Source organism: Parahoeflea alexandrii (assembly GCF_027214025.1).
Taxonomy (GTDB): Bacteria; Pseudomonadota; Alphaproteobacteria; order Rhizobiales; family Rhizobiaceae; genus Hoeflea; species Hoeflea alexandrii_A.
In genome coordinates this window covers 430,898-448,410 of the sequence record NZ_JAPWHB010000002.1, presented here as the reverse complement: position 1 = coordinate 448,410, position 17,513 = coordinate 430,898, and the positions used below count along the sequence as shown (strand labels likewise).

The following is a 17,513-nucleotide window of genomic DNA, read 5'->3' as shown; positions in this document are numbered from 1 at the left end:
ATGAAACAGATTTCGCGCCGCACAGTGCTCAAGGGTTCGGCAGCGGCAATGGCGATCAGCGCCTTTGCCGGACCGGCCTTTGCCCAGGGCATTGATGAACTTGTCATCGCCTACAACGTCAACCTGCCGTCCTGGGATCCGACCGTCGGACCGTCGGCGGTCAATCCGACGATCCAGGGGATCTACCAGTCGGTGTTCGACCAGTTCATCCTGCAGAAGCCCGACCTGTCGCCCGCGCCCGGCCTGCTGACCGAATGGGGCTGGAACGACGACAAGACCAAGGTCATGATGACGGTGCGCGAAGGCGTGACCTGGCATGACGGTTCGCCGTTCACCGCCGAGGACGTCGCCTGGTCGCTCACCCGCGCCGCTGACGAGAAGACCGGCAACCCGATCCAGTTCATCTGGTCGACGCTCGCCAACATCAAGGCCGAAGGCAATGTGGTGACCGCCGATGTGGCCCGCTTCGAGCCGACGATCTTCAAGTGGATGTACTTCCTGACCGGCTACGTGCTGCCCAAGGCCTATTACGAGAAGGTTGGCGCGGAAGGCTTTGAAGCCGCTCCGATTGGAACCGGCCCCTACATGGTCGACAAGTTCGAGCGCAATGCGTTCGTGCGGCTGAAGGCCAACCCGAATTACTGGGGCGGCAAGCCCGACTTCGAGACCGTGACCATCAAGTTCGTGACCGACGCTGCGTCGCGTGTCGCGGAGATCGAGTCGGGCAATGCACATGTGACGCTGGAAATGCCCTACGAGGAATATGACCGACTCAAGGGCGGCAATGGCATCGCAGGCACCGCCGCGCCGATTTCCGATATTGGCATGATCTTCCTCAACGACATTGATGTGATGCTCGATCCGAACGTGCGCAAGGCGGCTGCAATGTCGATCGACAAGCAGCTCATCATCGACCGGTTGCTGTCCGGCTATGGCGTTGCCATCGACACGCTGCAGACGCCCGAGTATTCGGCCTATGACGCCTCGATCAAGGTTCCATACGACCCGGAAAAGGCCAAGGAACTGCTGGCGGCATCCGGCTACTCGCCGGAAAACCCGGTCAAGTTCAAGATCCAGACCACACGCGGCTTCAAGCCCAAGGATTACGAGATGGTCCAGGCGATCGTCGGCCTGTGGCGCAAGATCGGTATCGAGGCGGAGATCGAGGTCTACGAGATCGCCAAGCACTACGAACTGCGCGCCGCCGACCAGTTGGCACCTGCCGCGTTCTACAACTGGGGCAACTCGGTGGGCGATCCGACCACCTCGACCGGTTTCGCCATGTTCGGCCCGTCGCCGCACTCGGTGTGGGACGGCCAGGACCTGATCGACATGATCGGGCCGCTCTGGGGCGAGGGCGACGAGGAAAAGCGCATCGAAGGCTGGAAGGCCGTCGACAAGTACATTGCCGACAACGCACTGGTGATCCCGCTCTTGCAGTATGTGCAGCCGATCCTTCATGCCAATGGCGTGGCGGTGACGCCGCATGCGTCCGGCGCGCTGCTGCCGCACCTGATGAAGCGGGCGTAAGCTTCGTTCAGATACACGGGCCGCCGCCTCACGGTGGCGGTCCCTTTTTGCAGGACACCTTCTCTTGAAACTGTTGCGCGCAATTCTCCTACGCCTTGCGACCATGTCGGTCACCTTGATCGGGGCGGCGGTGGTGGTGTTCTTCGTCATCCGCGTGGTTCCGGGAAACCCGATCGCCATGATGCTGCCGCCCGGCGCGTCGGAAGAGGACATTGCCCGTCTCACCGCTCATTACGGGCTCGACAAGACCATCTTAGAGCAATTCTGGATCTGGCTGACCGGGGTCTTTCACGGAGATTTCGGTACCTCGATCTCCCTGCGCCAGCCGGTGATGCCGCTGGTGCTCGGGCGGTTGCCGGCGACGCTGGAACTGGCGATCTTCGCGCTCGTCATTGCGGTGGTGATCGGCGGCGCGATGGCGCTGACCGGCGTCCGGCACCGCGAGACGCGTACCGAAACGGCCGTCGATGTGGCCAATGGCGTCGGGCTGTCGATCCCCGACTTTCTCTGGGCGCTGATCCTGATCGTGCTGTTTGGCGTGTTGATGCCGGTGTTTCACATCTCTGGCCGGATCTCGCCGTCGCTGGACCTGCCGTTCGTCACGCAATTCTATGTCTTCGAGAGCATCGCGCGGCTGCGCTTCGATCTGTGGTGGGACCTGCTCAAGCACATGTTCATGCCGGCGCTCGCGCTGGCGATCCCGCTGGCGGCGATCATCAGCCAGTTGCTGAAGCAGTCGCTCAAGGAAACCATGCATCTTGACTACGTCACACTGTCGCGCACCAAGGGCTACAGCGAGAACCACGTGATCCTGTCCGAGGCGCTGCCCAACGCGGTGCTGCCGACGCTGACGCTGATCGGTGTCCAGTTCACCTTCCTGATCGGCGGCACTGTGATTATCGAGCGGCTGTTTTCCTACGAGGGGCTCGGCAACATGGCGATCGATGCGGTGATCAACCGCGACCTGCCGCTGATCCAGGGCATCGTCATCGTCTTCGCGCTGCTGTTCACCATCATCAACCTGGTTGTCGACATGACCTATGCCCTTCTCAATCCGAGGCTGCGTCATGCTTGACGGTCGCGGTTCCATCAAGCGGCGCCTGGGCGCACGGCTGTGGCTGTCGGGCACCTGGCTCGGCGTCATGGCGCTCTTGGCGCTGTTCGCACCGCTCATCAGCCCGCACGACCCGCTGGCGCAGGATCTCTTTGCCGGGCGCCTGCCGCCGTTCTGGGCAAGCGGGTCGGATCCGGCCTATTTGCTTGGGACCGACAGCCTCGGCCGGGACGTGCTGTCGCGGCTGATCCATGGCGCCCGGATCGCCTTTTCCGTCGCGCTGATCGCCGGGCTTGCCACGGCGATCGTCGGATCGCTGCTCGGACTGCTTGCCGGCTACATGCGCGGCTGGGTCGACGTGGTGATCTCGCGGCTGGTGGATATCTGGATGGCGTTTCCGCCGGTGCTGTTCGCGATCCTGCTGATCGCCGTGCTCGGCACCGGGCTCACCTCGATCATCATCGCCATCGTGGTCATCGACTGGACCCGGTTCTGCCGGGTGGTGCGGGCGGAAGCGATGAACCAGTCGGCAATGGATTATGTCTCGAGCGCCATTGTCGCGGGCCGGCCGCGGCGCGACATCCTGTGGCGGGAGATCCTGCCCAACGTGCTGCCGACGATTGTCGCGCTGTCGACGCTGGAAATGGGCATTGCGGTGATCGTCGAGGCGATCCTGTCCTTCGTCAATCTGTCGATCTCCACCGACGCGCCGACCTGGGGCGGGATGATTGCCGAGGGCCGCACCTCGATCTACCAGGCCTGGTGGGTGCTGGCGTTCCCGCTGGCCGTCCTGTTCCTGACCGTCCTTTCCTTCAGCCAGTTCGGCGAAGGGCTCAAGGACCGCTTCGATCCGGTGCTGCGATGAGCGCGTTTCTGACCGTCAACAACCTGTCCGCGGCGCTGCACGGCTACGACCAGCGGGTGCTGCGTTCCGTGTCTTTCTCCATCGATACCGGCGAGGTGCTCGGCCTGGTGGGCGAAAGCGGCGCCGGCAAGAGCATGATCGGCAAGGCGGTCCTCGGCATCCTGCCATCGGCCATCGAGATCATCGAGGGCGAGATCCTGCTTGACGGGCAGGATCTGCAAAAGATGAAGCCCGCCGACCGCCGCCGCTTGATCGGCGCCACGGCGGCGCTGATCCCGCAGGATCCGCTGACGGCGCTCAATCCGTCGCGGCGGATCGAGCCGCAGATCACCAACCGGCTGGTCGACATTCTAGGCTGGGGCAAGACGGATGCGCGGGTACGGGCGCTGGAACTGCTCAACGAGGTGCATATCGACAATCCCGAACGGGTGATGGGCAGCTATCCGCACGAGTTGTCGGGCGGCATGCGTCAGCGTGTGCTGATCGCCTCGGCCTTCGCCGCCAACCCGAAGCTGGTCATTGCCGACGAGCCGACCACGGCGCTGGACGTGACGGTGCAAAAGCAGATTCTCAGGCTGATCCGGGAGCTGCAGGAACGCCATTCGACCGCCATGGTCTTCGTCACCCACGATCTCGGGGTGGTCTCGAAAGTCTGCCAGCGGCTGTCGGTGCTTTACGGCGGCAAGATCGTGGAAAACTCGAGTGTCCCCGATTTCTTCACCGGCCCGAAACATGCCTATTCCCGGGCGCTGCTGGCGGCGACGCCGAAATACACCGATCCGGATGCGTCGCTGCTGCCGGTCGACGAGGCGGTGATCGAGGCGGTGGCGGCCGAGGTGCTGGCATCCGACAAGGAGTGGCGTCATGGCGGATAAGAACGGCGCGGGGGCGGTTGCTCCAAAGGACGACATCCTGTTTTCAGCCCGGTCGCTCGAGGTGGCGCTGCCGGACATGGCGGCCAAGCCGCTGTTCGGCAAGGCCCCGCTGATCCGCATCCTCAACGGCATCGACCTCGACATCAGCCGGGGTTCGGTGCTCGGCATCGTCGGCGGCTCGGGGTCCGGCAAGTCGACGCTGGGGCGGGCGCTCATCAGGCTGATCGAGCCGACGGCGGGGACCATCCTGTTTGATGGACGCGACATCACCCACCTGAACGAGGATGCGCTGAGGCCCATACGGCGGCGCATGCAGATGATCTTCCAGGACCCTATGTCGTCACTCAATCCGCGCCGGCGTGTGGGCGCGATCATCGCCGACCCGCTGCAGATGCACGGGTTTGACAATATTGGCGGGCGGATAGACGATGCGCTCGATCATGTCGGGCTTCCGCGCGGATTTCGCAACCGTTACCCGCACGAGCTTTCCGGCGGGCAGCGCCAGAGGGTCGGGATCGCCCGCGCCATCGCGCTGAAACCCGAATTCATCCTGGCCGACGAGATCGTCTCGGGGCTTGATGTGTCATCGCAGGCGCAGGTGCTCAATGTGCTGGCAGAGCTGGTCAAGGAGCTGGGGCTGACGCTGGCCTTCATCAGCCACGACCTGTCGGTGATCCGGCGGCTGTGCGATCATGTGATGGTGCTGCAACGGGGCAACATCGTCGAGTATGGCGATGTAGACCACGTGTTCGATGCGCCGCAGGCGGCCTACACGCGCGAATTGCTGGATGCCATTCCCTTGCCCGATCCGCAGCAGGCAGGCTGGTAGCCGGGCCGGAACTGAACCATGGTGAAGGGCCAGGGAACGCTGATACGGCGTGGTCCGGGGGAGATCGAGATGACAGACCAGACAGGCCGCACAAGCGACGCGCAAGCCGAGGGCGACGGCTACATGCTCTATCATTCGATCGGGCAGTATCCCGGCAAGGCTCGGGACATGGCCGCCTCATTGACGGCATTTGCCGAATGCTGGGGTGCTGCCAATGACGAACAATGGGGCTATGCGCTGGGGCAGCGGCAGCGGTTCATCGATCTGTGGAGCCAGCTGCTCAACGCGCCGTCGGCGTCACTGACAACGACCGAGAACGTGACCTCGGCGCTGGCGGCGCTGATCATGGCGCTGCCGCGCGAGGATCTCGAGGGCAGGGTGGTGCTGGTGGCGGGCGACTGCTTTCCGAGCCTGCATTTCCTGCTGACCGGTCTTGCCGACCGGTATGGTTTTACATTGCGCACGGTGCCGCTTCGCGACGGCGCGCACTGGGTCGAGGACGAGGACGTGATCACCGCCTGGGGTCCCGAAGTGGGGCTGGCGCTCCTGACCTGGGTCAGCTCCACATCGTCGCACCGCTGCGTTCTCGAGGCGTTAGTCGCGCATGGTCGCAAACAGGGCTCGCTGATCGGAGTCGATATCACCCAGGCCGCCGGACTGTTCGACTACGATTGCATGGCGGTGGCCGCGGATTTCGCGATCTCGACCAGCCTGAAGTGGATGTGCGGATCGCCCGGCGGCGGCATCCTGCAGGTGATGCCCGACGTGATTGCGCGCTGCCAGCCTAGCCTGAGGGGCTGGTTCAGCCAGGACAATATCTTCTCGTGGGATATCAACGCATTCGCCTACGCGCCTGATATCCGGCGGTTCGACAACGGCACGCCGTCGGTGATGGCCTGCGTCGCCACGGTGCCGGCGCTGGAGTGGCATGCGGCGCAGGACTGGGGCGCACAGCTTGCCAAGAACCGCAGCCTGAGCGAGGCGATCATCGCGGCCTCCGATGCGGCCGGATTCGAGCTGGCTTCACCCCGGGATCCGGCACAGCGCGGCGGCAGCGTCATGGTGCGCCTGACTGACGCGGACCACGCCCAGACGCTGCTTTCGAAACTGCGGGATGTCTCGGTGTTTGCCGATGCGCGCGGCCCGATCCTGCGGTGTTCGCCGGGTTTCATGACCACCCGGGCCGGCATTGACCGGCTGGCAAGCGTTCTGACCGGCGGCTGAGACGCCGGGATTTCCGGCGCTACCCGCTGTCCTTGGCTGGGTGTACGGCCTTGATCCGGGATGCATTGTCCCGGCGTGAGACGGGGTCCGTTTCCTGGGCGCTCCCGTGCGTTGTTTCGCCGAGAAAATCCGATCCCGGTGCCCGGCCCATTAGGTCTGGCGAATTTATTGTGGCATAAAAATTTTATGCTTGAAATATATTCGTTCGGGCGTAGGATCGAAGCCAGTCGAAATCAGTCCGGAGGTGCAGAATATGAGAATCGTTTGTCTGGGTGGCGGACCCGCTGGTCTCTATTTTGCGATCTCGATGAAGCTGCGCGATCCCTCGCACGAGGTCGTGGTGATCGAGCGCAACAAGGCCAACGATACGTTCGGCTGGGGCGTGGTGCTGTCTGACGATGCGCTCACGCAGATGCAGGAAAACGACCCCAAGTCGACCGAGGCGATCCGCAGTCACTTTGCCTATTGGGACGACATCGCGGTGGTGCAGCAGGGGCATCGCACCGTCTCCGGCGGGCACGGCTTTGCCGGGATCGGGCGCAAGCAGATGCTGATCCTGTTGCAGGAGCGCGCCCGTGAGCTTGGCGTGGACATGCGTTTCGAGACCGAGTTCAAGACGGCTGAGCAATACCGCAAGGAATATGACCTCGTCGTGGCCACCGACGGCATCAACTCGCTGGTGCGCAACGAATATGTCGATGTGTTCAAGCCCGACATCGACACGCGCAAGTGCAAGTTCGTCTGGCTCGGCACGCATCAGCGCTTCGACGACGCCTTCACCTTCATTTTCGAGAAGACGGAGCACGGCTGGGTCTGGGCGCATGTCTACCAGTTCGACGACAACACGGCGACCTTCATCGTCGAATGCCTGCCCGAAACCTGGGACCGCTGGGGCTTCGAGCAGATGTCGAAGGAGGAAACTGTCGAGACCTGCCGCAAGATCTTCGAGAAGCATCTGGGCGGGCATGAGCTGATGTCCAACGCGGCGCATCTCAGGGGTTCGGCGGTGTGGATGCAGTTCCCGCGGGTGATTTGCGAGAAATGGTACCACGAGAACGTCGTTCTGATGGGCGACGCGGCGGCGACGGGGCATTTTTCCATCGGCTCGGGTTCGCGGCTGGCCTTCGACAGCGCCATCGCGCTTGCCGATTATCTGCATTCCGAACCGACGATGGAGCGCGCCTTCGAACGCTATCAGGAAGAGCGCCGCATCGAGGTGCTGCGGCTGCAGTCGGCGGCGCGCAACAGCCTGGAGTGGTTCGAGGAAGTCGAGCGCTATCTCGATCTCGATCCGGTTCAGTTCAACTACTCGCTGCTCACCCGTTCGCAGCGCATCAGTCACGAGAATCTGCGGCTGCGCGATCCGGAATGGCTGGAAGGCGCCGAGCGCTGGTTCCAGACCCAGGCCGGGGTGGCTGAAGGGGCGCCGGTCCGGCGGCCGATGTTTGCGCCCTACAAGTTGCGCGACATGGAACTCAAGAACCGTATCGTGGTTTCGCCGATGGCCCAGTACAAGGCCGTCGACGGGTGTCCGACCGACTGGCACCTGGTCCACTACGGCGAGCGCGCCAAGGGTGGCGCCGGCCTTGTCTATACCGAGATGATCTGCGTCTCGCCGGAAGGCCGGATCACGCCGGGCTGTCCGGGGCTCTACGCGCCGGAACATGAAGCTGCCTGGAAGCGGATCGCCGATTTCATCCATGCCGAAAGCGAGGCCAAGGTCTGCATGCAGATCGGCCATTCCGGGGCAAAGGGATCGACCCAGCTCGGCTGGGAGATCATGGACGCGCCGCTCAAAGAGGGCAACTGGCCGCTGATGTCGGCTTCAGATGTCGCCTGGTCGTCCGACAACCAGACACCCAAGGCAATGAGCCGCGAAGATATGGATCAGGTCCGCGACCAGTTTGTCGCTGCCGCCGAGATGGCCGAGCGCGCCGGGTTCGACATGATCGAGTTGCACATGGCGCACGGCTACCTGCTCTCCTCCTTCATCACGCCGCTGACCAACCGGCGCAATGACGAGTATGGCGGTAGCCTCGAGAATCGGATGCGTTATCCGCTCGAAGTTTACCGCGCGGTGCGTGAGGCCTGGCCGCAGCACAAGCCGATCTCGGTGCGCATCTCGGCCAATGACTGGGTTGAGGGCGACGGTGTCACCCCAGCTGACGCGGTCGAGATCGCCCGCATGCTCAAGGACGCGGGCGTGGACATCTGCGACGTGTCGGCGGGGCAGACCTCGAAGCAGGCAAGGCCGATCTACGGACGCATGTTCCAGACGCCGTTTGCCGACCGGATCCGCAACGAGGCGCACATGGCAACCATGGCCGTGGGCAACATCTACGAGCCCGACCATGTGAATTCGATCCTGATGGCTGGGCGTGCGGATCTCGTCTGTCTTGCCCGTCCGCATCTCGCCAATCCCTACTGGACGCTGCACGCGGCGAGTGCGCTCGGTGACCATGATGCGAAATGGCCGGATCCCTATCATCCCGGACGCGACCAGATGTGGCGGCTGGCGGAACGGGCCGACACTACGCTCGGCAAGGTCTGACCATGCCGGAACTGATGGGACATCACGCAATTGTGACCGGCGCCGGATCGGGCGCCGGCGAAGCCATCGCACTGGCGCTGGCGGGCAAGGGCGCGCGGGTCACCGCGATCGGCCGGCGGCTGGCGCCGCTCGAAGCGCTTGCGGCGCAGGATGACCGCATCATCGCCATTTCCGCCGATGTCACCGACGCTGACGCCATGGCGTCAGCGATTGCGGAAGCGGTCGAAAGGAACGGCGCGCCGACGATTGTCGTCGCCAATGCCGGATCGGCGGAAAGCGCGCCTTTCCAGCGCACCGACGCGGCCTTGTTCCGCGCCACGCTGGATGTGAATTTGACCGGTGTTTTCAACACTTTCCAGGCAGCGTTTGTGAAGATGAATCGGGCCCAGCCGGGCCGCATGATCGCCATCGCTTCGACCGCCGGATTGAAGGGGTACGCCTATGTCAGTGCCTATTGCGCGGCCAAGCACGGCGTGGTCGGCCTGGTGCGCAGCCTGGCGCAGGAACTCGCCAGGACCGGAGTGACGGTCAATGCCATCTGTCCCGGTTTCACGGACACGCCGATGCTGCATCGATCGATTGACAACATCGTCGAAAAAACAGGACGATCGCGCGACGAGGCGGAAGCATCGCTGCGGGACGTGAATCCGCAGGGGCGCTTCATACAGCCGGAGGAAATCGCCGGAACGGTCTTGTGGCTTTGCAGCGATGCTGCCGCATCGGTGACCGGTCAGGCGATCTCGCTATCGGGGGGAGAAACATGAGCGACAAACTGGCGGCGCAGCCGGGCATGACCGGCACCGGCATCAAGGATGCGGCGGCTTCGAAGGCAAGGCTGCGGCTATGGCTGAAACTGCTCAAGGCGACCAAGCATGTCGAGGCCGAGCTGCGTGAGAACTTCCGCACCGGTTTTGACACGACGCTGCCGCGCTTCGACGTGATGGCGGCGCTGTACCGCATCGAACAGGGCCTGAAGATGAGCGAGTTGTCGAGCGTGCTCCGCGTATCGAACGGCAACGTCACCGGCATTGTCGACCGGCTGGTCGATGACGGAATTCTCGTCCGGATACCGGTGGACAATGACAGGCGCGCAACAACGGTGCGGCTGACCAAGGCGGGCCGCGAGCAGTTCGAGGCGATGGCTGCAAGCCACGAAGCGTGGATCGACACGCTTCTCGATGGCATCAATGTCTCCGAGGTCCAGCACCTGTCGGAGCAACTCGAATGCATCGCCCGCAAGAGCACCAAGGGAGAGGACTGAACCCATGCCGACAGACGCCCCCGTCAATTTCCGACTGACACTGACCGACGGCATCGCCGAAGTCTCGCTGGACCGGCCGGAGAAGAAGAACCCGCTGACGTTCGAAAGTTATGCCGAACTGCGCGACTGGTTTCGCGGGCTGGTCTACCGGGACGATGTCAAGGTGGTGATCTTCGGTTCGAACGGCGGCAATTTCTGCTCGGGCGGTGATGTGTTCGAAATCATTGGGCCTTTGCTCGACAAGGACATGAAGGGACTCATGGAGTTCACCCGCATGACCGGCGATCTGGTCAAGGCGATCATCGGCTGCGGCAAGCCGGTGATTGCAGCAGTTGACGGTGTCTGCGCCGGGGCCGGCGCGATCATCGCCATGTGCTCCGACCTGCGCATGGCCACGCCCGAGGCCAAGACCGCGTTCCTGTTCAACCGGGTCGGGCTTGCGGGCTGCGACATGGGCGCCTGCGCGATCCTGCCGCGGATCATCGGTCAGGGCCGGGCCGCAGATCTTCTTTACACCGGCCGCGCCATGAGCGCCGAGGAAGGCGAACGCTGGGGCTTTTATAACCGCGTGGTGGCCGCGTCCGAGATCGAGGACGAGGCGCGCAAGCTGGCAAAGCGGATCGCCGACGGGCCGACATTCGCCAACATGATGACCAAGACCATGCTGGCGCAGGAATGGAACATGGGCATCGAACAGGCGATCGAGGCCGAGGCGCAGGCGCAGGCGATCTGCATGCAGACCCAGGATTTCCGCCGCGCCTATGAAGCCTTTGCCGCGAAACAGAAACCCGTATTCGAGGGCAACTGATGTCTGACCGCAGCTTTCTCAAGTGGCCGTTCTTCGATGAGGCCCACCGTGACCTGGCCGATCGTGTCGATGCGTGGGCGGTGAGGGAACTTGCCGATCTCGACCATTCCAATGTCGACGAGACCTGCAAGGCGCTGGTCCGGGCATTGGGCGAGGCCGGTTGGCTCAAGCTCTCCGCGGTCGACCCGGCTGACGATGCCTCGAAAATCGATGTGCGCAGCCTGTGCATCATGCGCGAGACGTTGGCCCGGCATGACGGGCTGGCCGATTTCGCCTTTGCCATGCAGGGGCTGGGAACCGGATGCATTTCGCTGTTCGGACGGCCCGACCAGAAGACCGAGTGGCTGACCAAAACCCGTGCCGGCAAGGCGCTTTCGGCTTTCGCGTTGTCTGAACCGGCTTCGGGATCGGATGTCGCCAACATGGCGATGACCGCAATCCGCGATGGCGACGATTATGTTCTCAACGGCGAGAAGACCTGGATCTCCAACGGCGGTATTGCCGATGTTTACTGCGTCTTCGCACGCACCGGCGAGGCGCCGGGCGCCAAGGGGCTTTCAGTCTTCATCGTGCCTGCCGATACGCCGGGACTGGAAATCGCCGAACGGCTGGATGTGGTGGCGCCGCATCCGCTGGCGCGGCTCGCCTTCAACGATTGCCGTATCCCCGCATCGGCGATCATCGGCAATCCGGGCGACGGCTTCCGCATCGCCATGTCGGTGCTCGACGTGTTCCGTTCGACGGTTGCTGCAGCCGCACTCGGCTTTGCCCGCCGGGCGCTTGATGAGAGCCTCAACCGTGTCAGCGAGCGTGAATTGTTCGGCGCGCCGATGAGCGATCTGCAGATGGTGCAGGGCCACATCGCCGACATGGCGCTCGATGTCGATGCCTCGGCGCTGCTGGTCTACCGGGCGGCCTGGCTCAAGGACCAGGGTGCGCCGCGGGTCAGTCGCGAGGCGGCGATGGCGAAGCTTTACGCCACCGACCACGCCCAGGACGTAATCGACAAGGCGGTGCAGCTGCACGGCGGAGACGGCGTGCGCAAGGGCCACATCGTCGAAAGCCTCTATCGCGAGATCCGGGCACTGAGGATCTACGAGGGCGCATCGGACGTTCAGAAGGTCGTGATAGCGCGGCAGACACTGGCAAATTCCAAGGGAGTGTAACGTGCTGGGACCATCGGGCCATATCGACACCTTCACACGCGACAACCTGCCGCCGGCCGATCAGTGGCCGGACTTGCTGCTTGACGGTTTCGAATATCCCGAATGGCTCAATTGCGGCTACGAGCTGACCGATGCGATGGTGGCCAGGGGCTTTGGCGACCACACCGCGCTGATCGGCAATGGCCGTATCCGGACCTACAAGGAACTGACCGACTGGACCAACCGCATCGCCCACGTGCTGGTTGAGGATTACGGCGTCAAGCCGGGCAACCGCGTCCTCATCCGCTCGGCCAACAATCCGGCGATGGTGGCGGTCTGGCTGGCGGCGACCAAGGCCGGCGCCGTGGTCGTCAATACCATGCCGATGCTGCGCGCGGCTGAACTCGGCAAGATCGCCGACAAGGCGGAAATCTCGCTGGCGCTGTGCGACACAAGGCTGATGGACGAGATGGTCGCCTGCGCCAAGGACAACAGGTTCCTCAACAAGGTAGTCGGCTTCGACGGCACCGCCAATCACGATGCCGAACTCGACCGGCTGGCATTGTCCAAGCCGGTCCGCTTCGAGACGGTGAAGACCGGCCGCGACGACGTGGCGCTTCTGGGCTTCACCTCCGGCACGACGGGCATGCCGAAGGCGACAATGCATTTCCACCGCGACATGCTGATCATTGCCGACGGCTATGCCAAGGAAGTGCTCGGCGTCACGCCCGAGGATGTGTTCATCGGCTCGCCGCCGCTGGCCTTTACCTTCGGGCTCGGCGGCCTGGCGGTGTTTCCGTTGCGCTTCGGTGCGGCAGCAGCCCTGCTCGAGCAGGCGACTCCGGCCAACATGGTCGAGATCATCCAGACCCACAAGGCAACCGTCTGCTTCACCGCACCCACGGCCTACCGCGCCATGCTGGCGGCGATGGAAGAGGGGGCTGACCTAAGTTCGCTGCGGGCAGCGGTATCGGCGGGCGAAACTCTGCCGGGGCCGGTCTATGAGCAATGGATGGCCAAGACCGGCAAGCCGATGCTTGACGGTATCGGCGCCACCGAGATGCTGCACATCTTCATCTCCAACCGGTTCGAGAACTCGCAGCCTGCCTGCACCGGGCTTCCGGTTTCAGGCTACCAGGCGCGGATTGTCGACGGCGACATGAACGAAGTGCCGCGCGGCCAAGTGGGACGGCTGGCGGTGCGCGGCCCGACCGGATGCCGCTACCTTGCCGACCCCGAGCAGCAGCAGAAATATGTCCGCGACGGATGGAACCTGACGGGCGATTCCTTCACGCAGGACGCCGCCGGCTTCTTCCATTTCGCCGCGCGCAGCGATGACATGATCATTTCCGCCGGTTACAACATTGCCGGGCCCGAGGTTGAGGCAGCGCTGCTGGCGCATGCGGATGTCGCCGAGTGCGCGGTAATCGGCGTTCCCGACGAGGCGCGGGGGCAGATCGTTCAGGCGCATGTGGTGCTCAAAGCCGGCATTGCCGCGGACGAGATGACCACCAAGCGGCTGCAGGATCACGTCAAGGCGGTGATTGCGCCCTACAAGTATCCCCGGTCGATCGTCTTCACCGGCACATTGCCCAAGACCCAGACCGGCAAGATCCAGCGCTTCAGGCTGCGCACCGGCGACGCCTGAGCCTGGCTTTCCCAAGACATAAACGAGGACTTGCATCATGATAGAAGCCATCAATCCGCCGGATTGGGAAATACCCAAGGGCTACGCGAACGGCATGCTGGTCGACGGCACCCGGCTTTACACCGGCGGCCAGATCGGCTGGAACAAGGACCAGGTGTTCGAGCACCACGATTTCGTCGGCCAGCTCGAGCAGACGCTGGCCAATATTGTTGCGATCGTGCGGGCGGCCGGCGGCGAAATCACCGACATCGTGCGGCTGACCTGGTTCATCACCGACAAGAAAGAGTACATGGCCCGCCAGAAGGACGTTGGCGCGGCCTATCGCAAGGTCATGGGGCGGCATTTTCCTTCGATGTCGGTGATTGTCGTTGCCGGGCTGATCGAGGACGCGGCGATGGTCGAGATCGAAGCGACGGCGGAAATCGGCAAATCGGTGAAAGACGGGTGAGACCATGAGCAGCTTCCAGACGCGGCGGGATCTGTTCGACCTGCCGGAGGGGATCACCTATCTCGACGGCAATTCGCTCGGCCCCTTGCCGAAGTCGGCGGTCGCGCGCGCCCGCGCGACGATGGCCGAGGAATGGGGGCCAATGCTGATCACCGGCTGGAACAAGGCAAGGTGGATGGATCTGCCCGGGCGTCTGGGCGACAGGATCGGCCGGTTGATCGGCGCGCCGGCTGGCAGCACGGTTGTCGGCGACACGCTGTCGATCAAGGTCTACCAGGCGGTGGCCTCGGCGGTGGAAATGCGCCCGGGCCGCAAGATCGTGCTGTCCGACAACGGCAACTTCCCGTCCGACCTCTACATGGCCGACGGACTGCTCAAGAGCCTGAAACAGGGTCACGAGCTCAAGGTCGTCGATCCGGAAGCGGTGGCCGACAACATCACCGAGGAGGTGGCGGCGGTCATGCTGACCCATGTCGACTACCGCACCGGGCGGGTGCACGACATGAAGGCGATCACCGACAAGGCACATGCCGCGGGCGCCATCATGATCTGGGATCTGGCCCATTCCGCCGGCGCGCTGCCGGTCGATCTCACCGGCTGCAATGCCGATATCGCGGTCGGCTGCACCTATAAATATCTCAATGGCGGTCCCGGTGCACCCGGCTTCATCCATGTCCGTCCCGACCTGATCGACCAGGTGCGTCCGGCGCTGTCGGGCTGGCTCGGGCACCAGGCGCCGTTTGCCTTCGACCTCGACTATCGCCCGGGCGAGGGCATCAGCCGGATGCGGGTCGGCACCCCGCCGGTGATCCAAATGGCAGTGCTCGACGCGGCGCTCGATGCCTTTGACGGCGTCGACATGGCAGACATCCGCGCCCGCTCGATCAAACTTTCAGAGCAGTTCATTGCGGAGGTCGAGGCCGGCTGCAAGGATGTGGCGCTTGCCAGCCCGCGCGACCCGCAGGCACGGGGAAGCCAGGTCTCGTTCCGCTTTCACGAGGGTTATGCGGCGATGCAGGCGCTGATCGCGCGCGGCATCATCGGCGACTTCCGGGCGCCCGACATCATGCGGTTCGGTTTCTGCCCGCTCTACAACACGGCCGGAGACGTGAGCCACGCGGCTGCGGTGCTTTGCGACATCATCGCCAGCGGCGAATGGGACCGCCCTGAATTCAAGCAGCGGAAAGCCGTCACATGAGTGAGCCCCGCGACTACGATCCTTCCGCCGAAGGCGCGGAGATGAATTTCGACGGCCGTATGTCCTATGGCGACTACCTGTGCCTGGACCAGGTTCTCTCGGCGCAGAAGCCGCGGACCGATGCGCATGACGAGATGCTGTTCATCGTCCAGCACCAAACCTCGGAATTGTGGATGCGGCTTGCGATCCACGAGATTGTTGCGGCGCGGGCAGCGATCCGGGCGGACCAGCTGCAGCCGGCAATGAAGACGCTGGCGCGGGTATCGCGGATCTTCGAACAGCTCAATTCGGCCTGGGACGTGCTCCGGACGATGACGCCGAGCGACTACACCCATTTCCGCCGCAAGCTGGGACAGTCTTCCGGTTTCCAGTCCTACCAGTACCGGATGATCGAGTTCGCGCTCGGCAACCGCAATCATGCGATGATGCGGCCGCATGCGCATGTGCCAGGGGTCCATGCGAAGCTCGAGACGGAACTGAGCGAGCCGAGCCTCTACGACGAGGCGATCCGGCTCGCGGCACGGCGCGGCATCGCCATGCCCGAGGAAGTTCTGTCCCGCGACGTGCGGCAGACCCACGCGCTGCATGACGGCGTAACCGAAGGCTGGAAGGTGATCTACGAGGCGCCCGAAGAGCACTGGGCGCTCTACGAGGTTGCCGAGAAGCTGGTGGATCTGGAGGACTATTTCCGGCGCTGGCGCTTCAACCATGTCACGACGGTGGAGCGGGTGATCGGACTCAAGCGAGGCACCGGCGGCACCGGTGGCACGAGCTATCTCAAGCGAATGCTCGATGTGGAGCTTTTCCCCGAACTCTGGCGCGTGCGCACCGAATTGTAGAGGCTGTTCCGGTCCGCCGGGTCAGATATTTCAGCCTTGAAATAACTATTCGGTTCGATAGTCTCTGATTGCCGTCTGGTGCGGGTATTCGGCCTTTTATACCGGGACGGACATGACAGTTTGGCTGGAAGGGGAGAGCAGGTTGGACACGCGCGCGGAAATCAGGTTGCCGACATCGGAACTCAGGGACGACCTGCCGTTCTACACCAAGACGCTGAAGATGCGCCTCGACATGATCTATCCGGCGGACAACCCTGAAGTTGCCGTTCTCTCGGGGCATGGTCTGAGGATCCGGATCGAGAAGGGGGCCAAGGAAGCGCCGGGGACGTTGCGCATCCTGACCGAGGATCCCGACAGCTTCGCCGATGGCAGGCGCGAACTGGTGGCGCCGAACGGCACCCGCATCGAGATCGACGAACTCAATCCGCCGATGGTTTTGCCCCGCACCGAGCACGCCTTCGTGGTCCGCAGGCTGGCCGACCAGGCGCCGTGGATCATCGGCCGCGCCGGCATGGAGTATCGTGACCTGGTGCCCTCGCGGCTTGGCGGCGCGATGATCGCCTCGCATATCCGGGTGCCGGACGGACCAGTGCCCGACATGGTGCATTTTCACAAGGTCGGCTTCCAGCTGATCTTCTGCATCAATGGCTGGGTGGATGTGCTCTATGAAGACCAGGGCGGAACCCGTCGGCTGCACGCCGGCGACTGCTTCATCCAGCCGCCGCAGATCCGCCACAAGGTGCTGCATGCGGCAGACGGGATCGAGGTCATCGAGATCGGGGTGCCGGCAGAGCATGTCACCGAGATCGATCACGCGATGGAGCTGCCGACGCCGCACGAACGGCCGGACCGGGAATGGGACGGCCAGCGCTTCGTCCACAGCCTGGCCAGGGACGGCGTCTTCAAGCCGTTCCGGATTCCCGGTTTCGAAGCGCGCGACACGACGATCAATGAGAACACCAAGGGTGTGGCCTCCGTCATGGTGGCGCGTCCTTCAGGCGGACATGCACCGGTCTGGACCCGGCATGAGGGTGATATTCTGTTCAATTTCGTCATGTCGGGAAGCATGACGCTGGAAGGCGAGGGCAAGGAGCCTTATCGTCTTGAAAAAGGCGACGCTTTTGTCATTCCACCGCGGATGGCAACGCGCTACAGTGACCCCAGCGGCGATCTCCAACTGCTGGAGGTTTCGCTTCCCGGATCGTTCGAAACAAAGGTTGCGGAAGACATCTGAGCGT

16 protein-coding genes are annotated in these 17,513 nt (G+C 63.5%); all 16 read left to right on the top strand.

Annotated features, from left to right (window positions below):
• Complete coding sequence (locus tag O4H62_RS08330) at positions 1 to 1,530, top strand: ABC transporter substrate-binding protein (RefSeq protein ID WP_269386949.1); 1,530 nt, start codon at positions 1 to 3, stop codon at positions 1,528 to 1,530.
• A gap of 64 nt (positions 1,531 to 1,594) precedes the next feature.
• Positions 1,595 to 2,605 (top strand): ABC transporter permease, encoded by a 1,011-nt coding sequence (locus O4H62_RS08325; RefSeq protein ID WP_269386948.1) that lies wholly within the window; start codon positions 1,595 to 1,597, stop codon positions 2,603 to 2,605.
• The gene (locus O4H62_RS08320) at positions 2,598 to 3,449 is read left to right on the top strand and encodes an ABC transporter permease (RefSeq protein WP_269386947.1); all 852 of its coding nucleotides are present in this window, start codon (positions 2,598 to 2,600) and stop codon (positions 3,447 to 3,449) included. The genes O4H62_RS08325 and O4H62_RS08320 overlap by 8 nt, the downstream gene beginning before the upstream one ends.
• Complete coding sequence (locus O4H62_RS08315; protein WP_269386946.1) at positions 3,446 to 4,324, top strand: ABC transporter ATP-binding protein; 879 nt, start codon at positions 3,446 to 3,448, stop codon at positions 4,322 to 4,324. Before O4H62_RS08320 ends, O4H62_RS08315 begins: the two co-directional genes overlap by 4 nt.
• Positions 4,314 to 5,153 (top strand): ATP-binding cassette domain-containing protein, encoded by an 840-nt coding sequence (locus O4H62_RS08310; protein WP_269386945.1) that lies wholly within the window; start codon positions 4,314 to 4,316, stop codon positions 5,151 to 5,153. Before O4H62_RS08315 ends, O4H62_RS08310 begins: the two co-directional genes overlap by 11 nt.
• Positions 5,154 to 5,222: 69 nt before the next feature.
• Positions 5,223 to 6,377, top strand: a complete 1,155-nt coding sequence (locus O4H62_RS08305) for an aminotransferase class V-fold PLP-dependent enzyme (protein WP_269386943.1) — start codon at positions 5,223 to 5,225, stop codon at positions 6,375 to 6,377.
• Between the two features lie 253 nt (positions 6,378 to 6,630).
• Positions 6,631 to 8,928 carry a bifunctional salicylyl-CoA 5-hydroxylase/oxidoreductase gene (locus tag O4H62_RS08300; RefSeq protein ID WP_269386942.1) on the top strand — a complete coding sequence of 766 codons (2,298 nt, stop codon included), beginning with the start codon at positions 6,631 to 6,633 and terminating at the stop codon, positions 8,926 to 8,928.
• A 2-nt stretch (positions 8,929 to 8,930) separates the two neighbouring features.
• Positions 8,931 to 9,692, top strand: coding sequence for an SDR family NAD(P)-dependent oxidoreductase (locus O4H62_RS08295; RefSeq protein WP_269386940.1), 762 nt, complete (start codon positions 8,931 to 8,933; stop codon positions 9,690 to 9,692).
• Positions 9,689 to 10,189: a MarR family winged helix-turn-helix transcriptional regulator gene (locus O4H62_RS08290; RefSeq protein ID WP_269386939.1), complete on the top strand. Its 501-nt coding sequence runs from the start codon at positions 9,689 to 9,691 to the stop codon at positions 10,187 to 10,189. The genes O4H62_RS08295 and O4H62_RS08290 overlap by 4 nt, the downstream gene beginning before the upstream one ends.
• A gap of 4 nt (positions 10,190 to 10,193) precedes the next feature.
• Positions 10,194 to 10,997 (top strand): enoyl-CoA hydratase family protein, encoded by an 804-nt coding sequence (locus O4H62_RS08285; protein WP_269386937.1) that lies wholly within the window; start codon positions 10,194 to 10,196, stop codon positions 10,995 to 10,997.
• Positions 10,997 to 12,163 (top strand): acyl-CoA dehydrogenase family protein, encoded by a 1,167-nt coding sequence (locus tag O4H62_RS08280; RefSeq protein ID WP_269386936.1) that lies wholly within the window; start codon positions 10,997 to 10,999, stop codon positions 12,161 to 12,163. Before O4H62_RS08285 ends, O4H62_RS08280 begins: the two co-directional genes overlap by 1 nt.
• 1 nt (position 12,164) lies before the next feature.
• Positions 12,165 to 13,790 (top strand): AMP-binding protein, encoded by a 1,626-nt coding sequence (locus tag O4H62_RS08275; protein WP_269386934.1) that lies wholly within the window; start codon positions 12,165 to 12,167, stop codon positions 13,788 to 13,790.
• A gap of 37 nt (positions 13,791 to 13,827) precedes the next feature.
• Complete coding sequence (locus tag O4H62_RS08270) at positions 13,828 to 14,238, top strand: RidA family protein (protein WP_269386933.1); 411 nt, start codon at positions 13,828 to 13,830, stop codon at positions 14,236 to 14,238.
• A 4-nt stretch (positions 14,239 to 14,242) separates the two neighbouring features.
• Entirely contained in the window at positions 14,243 to 15,436 is a 1,194-nt protein-coding gene (gene kynU, locus O4H62_RS08265; protein ID WP_269386932.1) for a kynureninase, read from the top strand.
• Positions 15,433 to 16,275: a tryptophan 2,3-dioxygenase gene (kynA, locus tag O4H62_RS08260; RefSeq protein WP_269386931.1), complete on the top strand. Its 843-nt coding sequence runs from the start codon at positions 15,433 to 15,435 to the stop codon at positions 16,273 to 16,275. The genes kynU and kynA overlap by 4 nt, the downstream gene beginning before the upstream one ends.
• A 142-nt stretch (positions 16,276 to 16,417) precedes the next feature.
• Positions 16,418 to 17,509, top strand: a complete 1,092-nt coding sequence (locus O4H62_RS08255; RefSeq protein ID WP_269386930.1) for a cupin domain-containing protein — start codon at positions 16,418 to 16,420, stop codon at positions 17,507 to 17,509.
• Positions 17,510 to 17,513 lie beyond the last annotated feature (4 nt).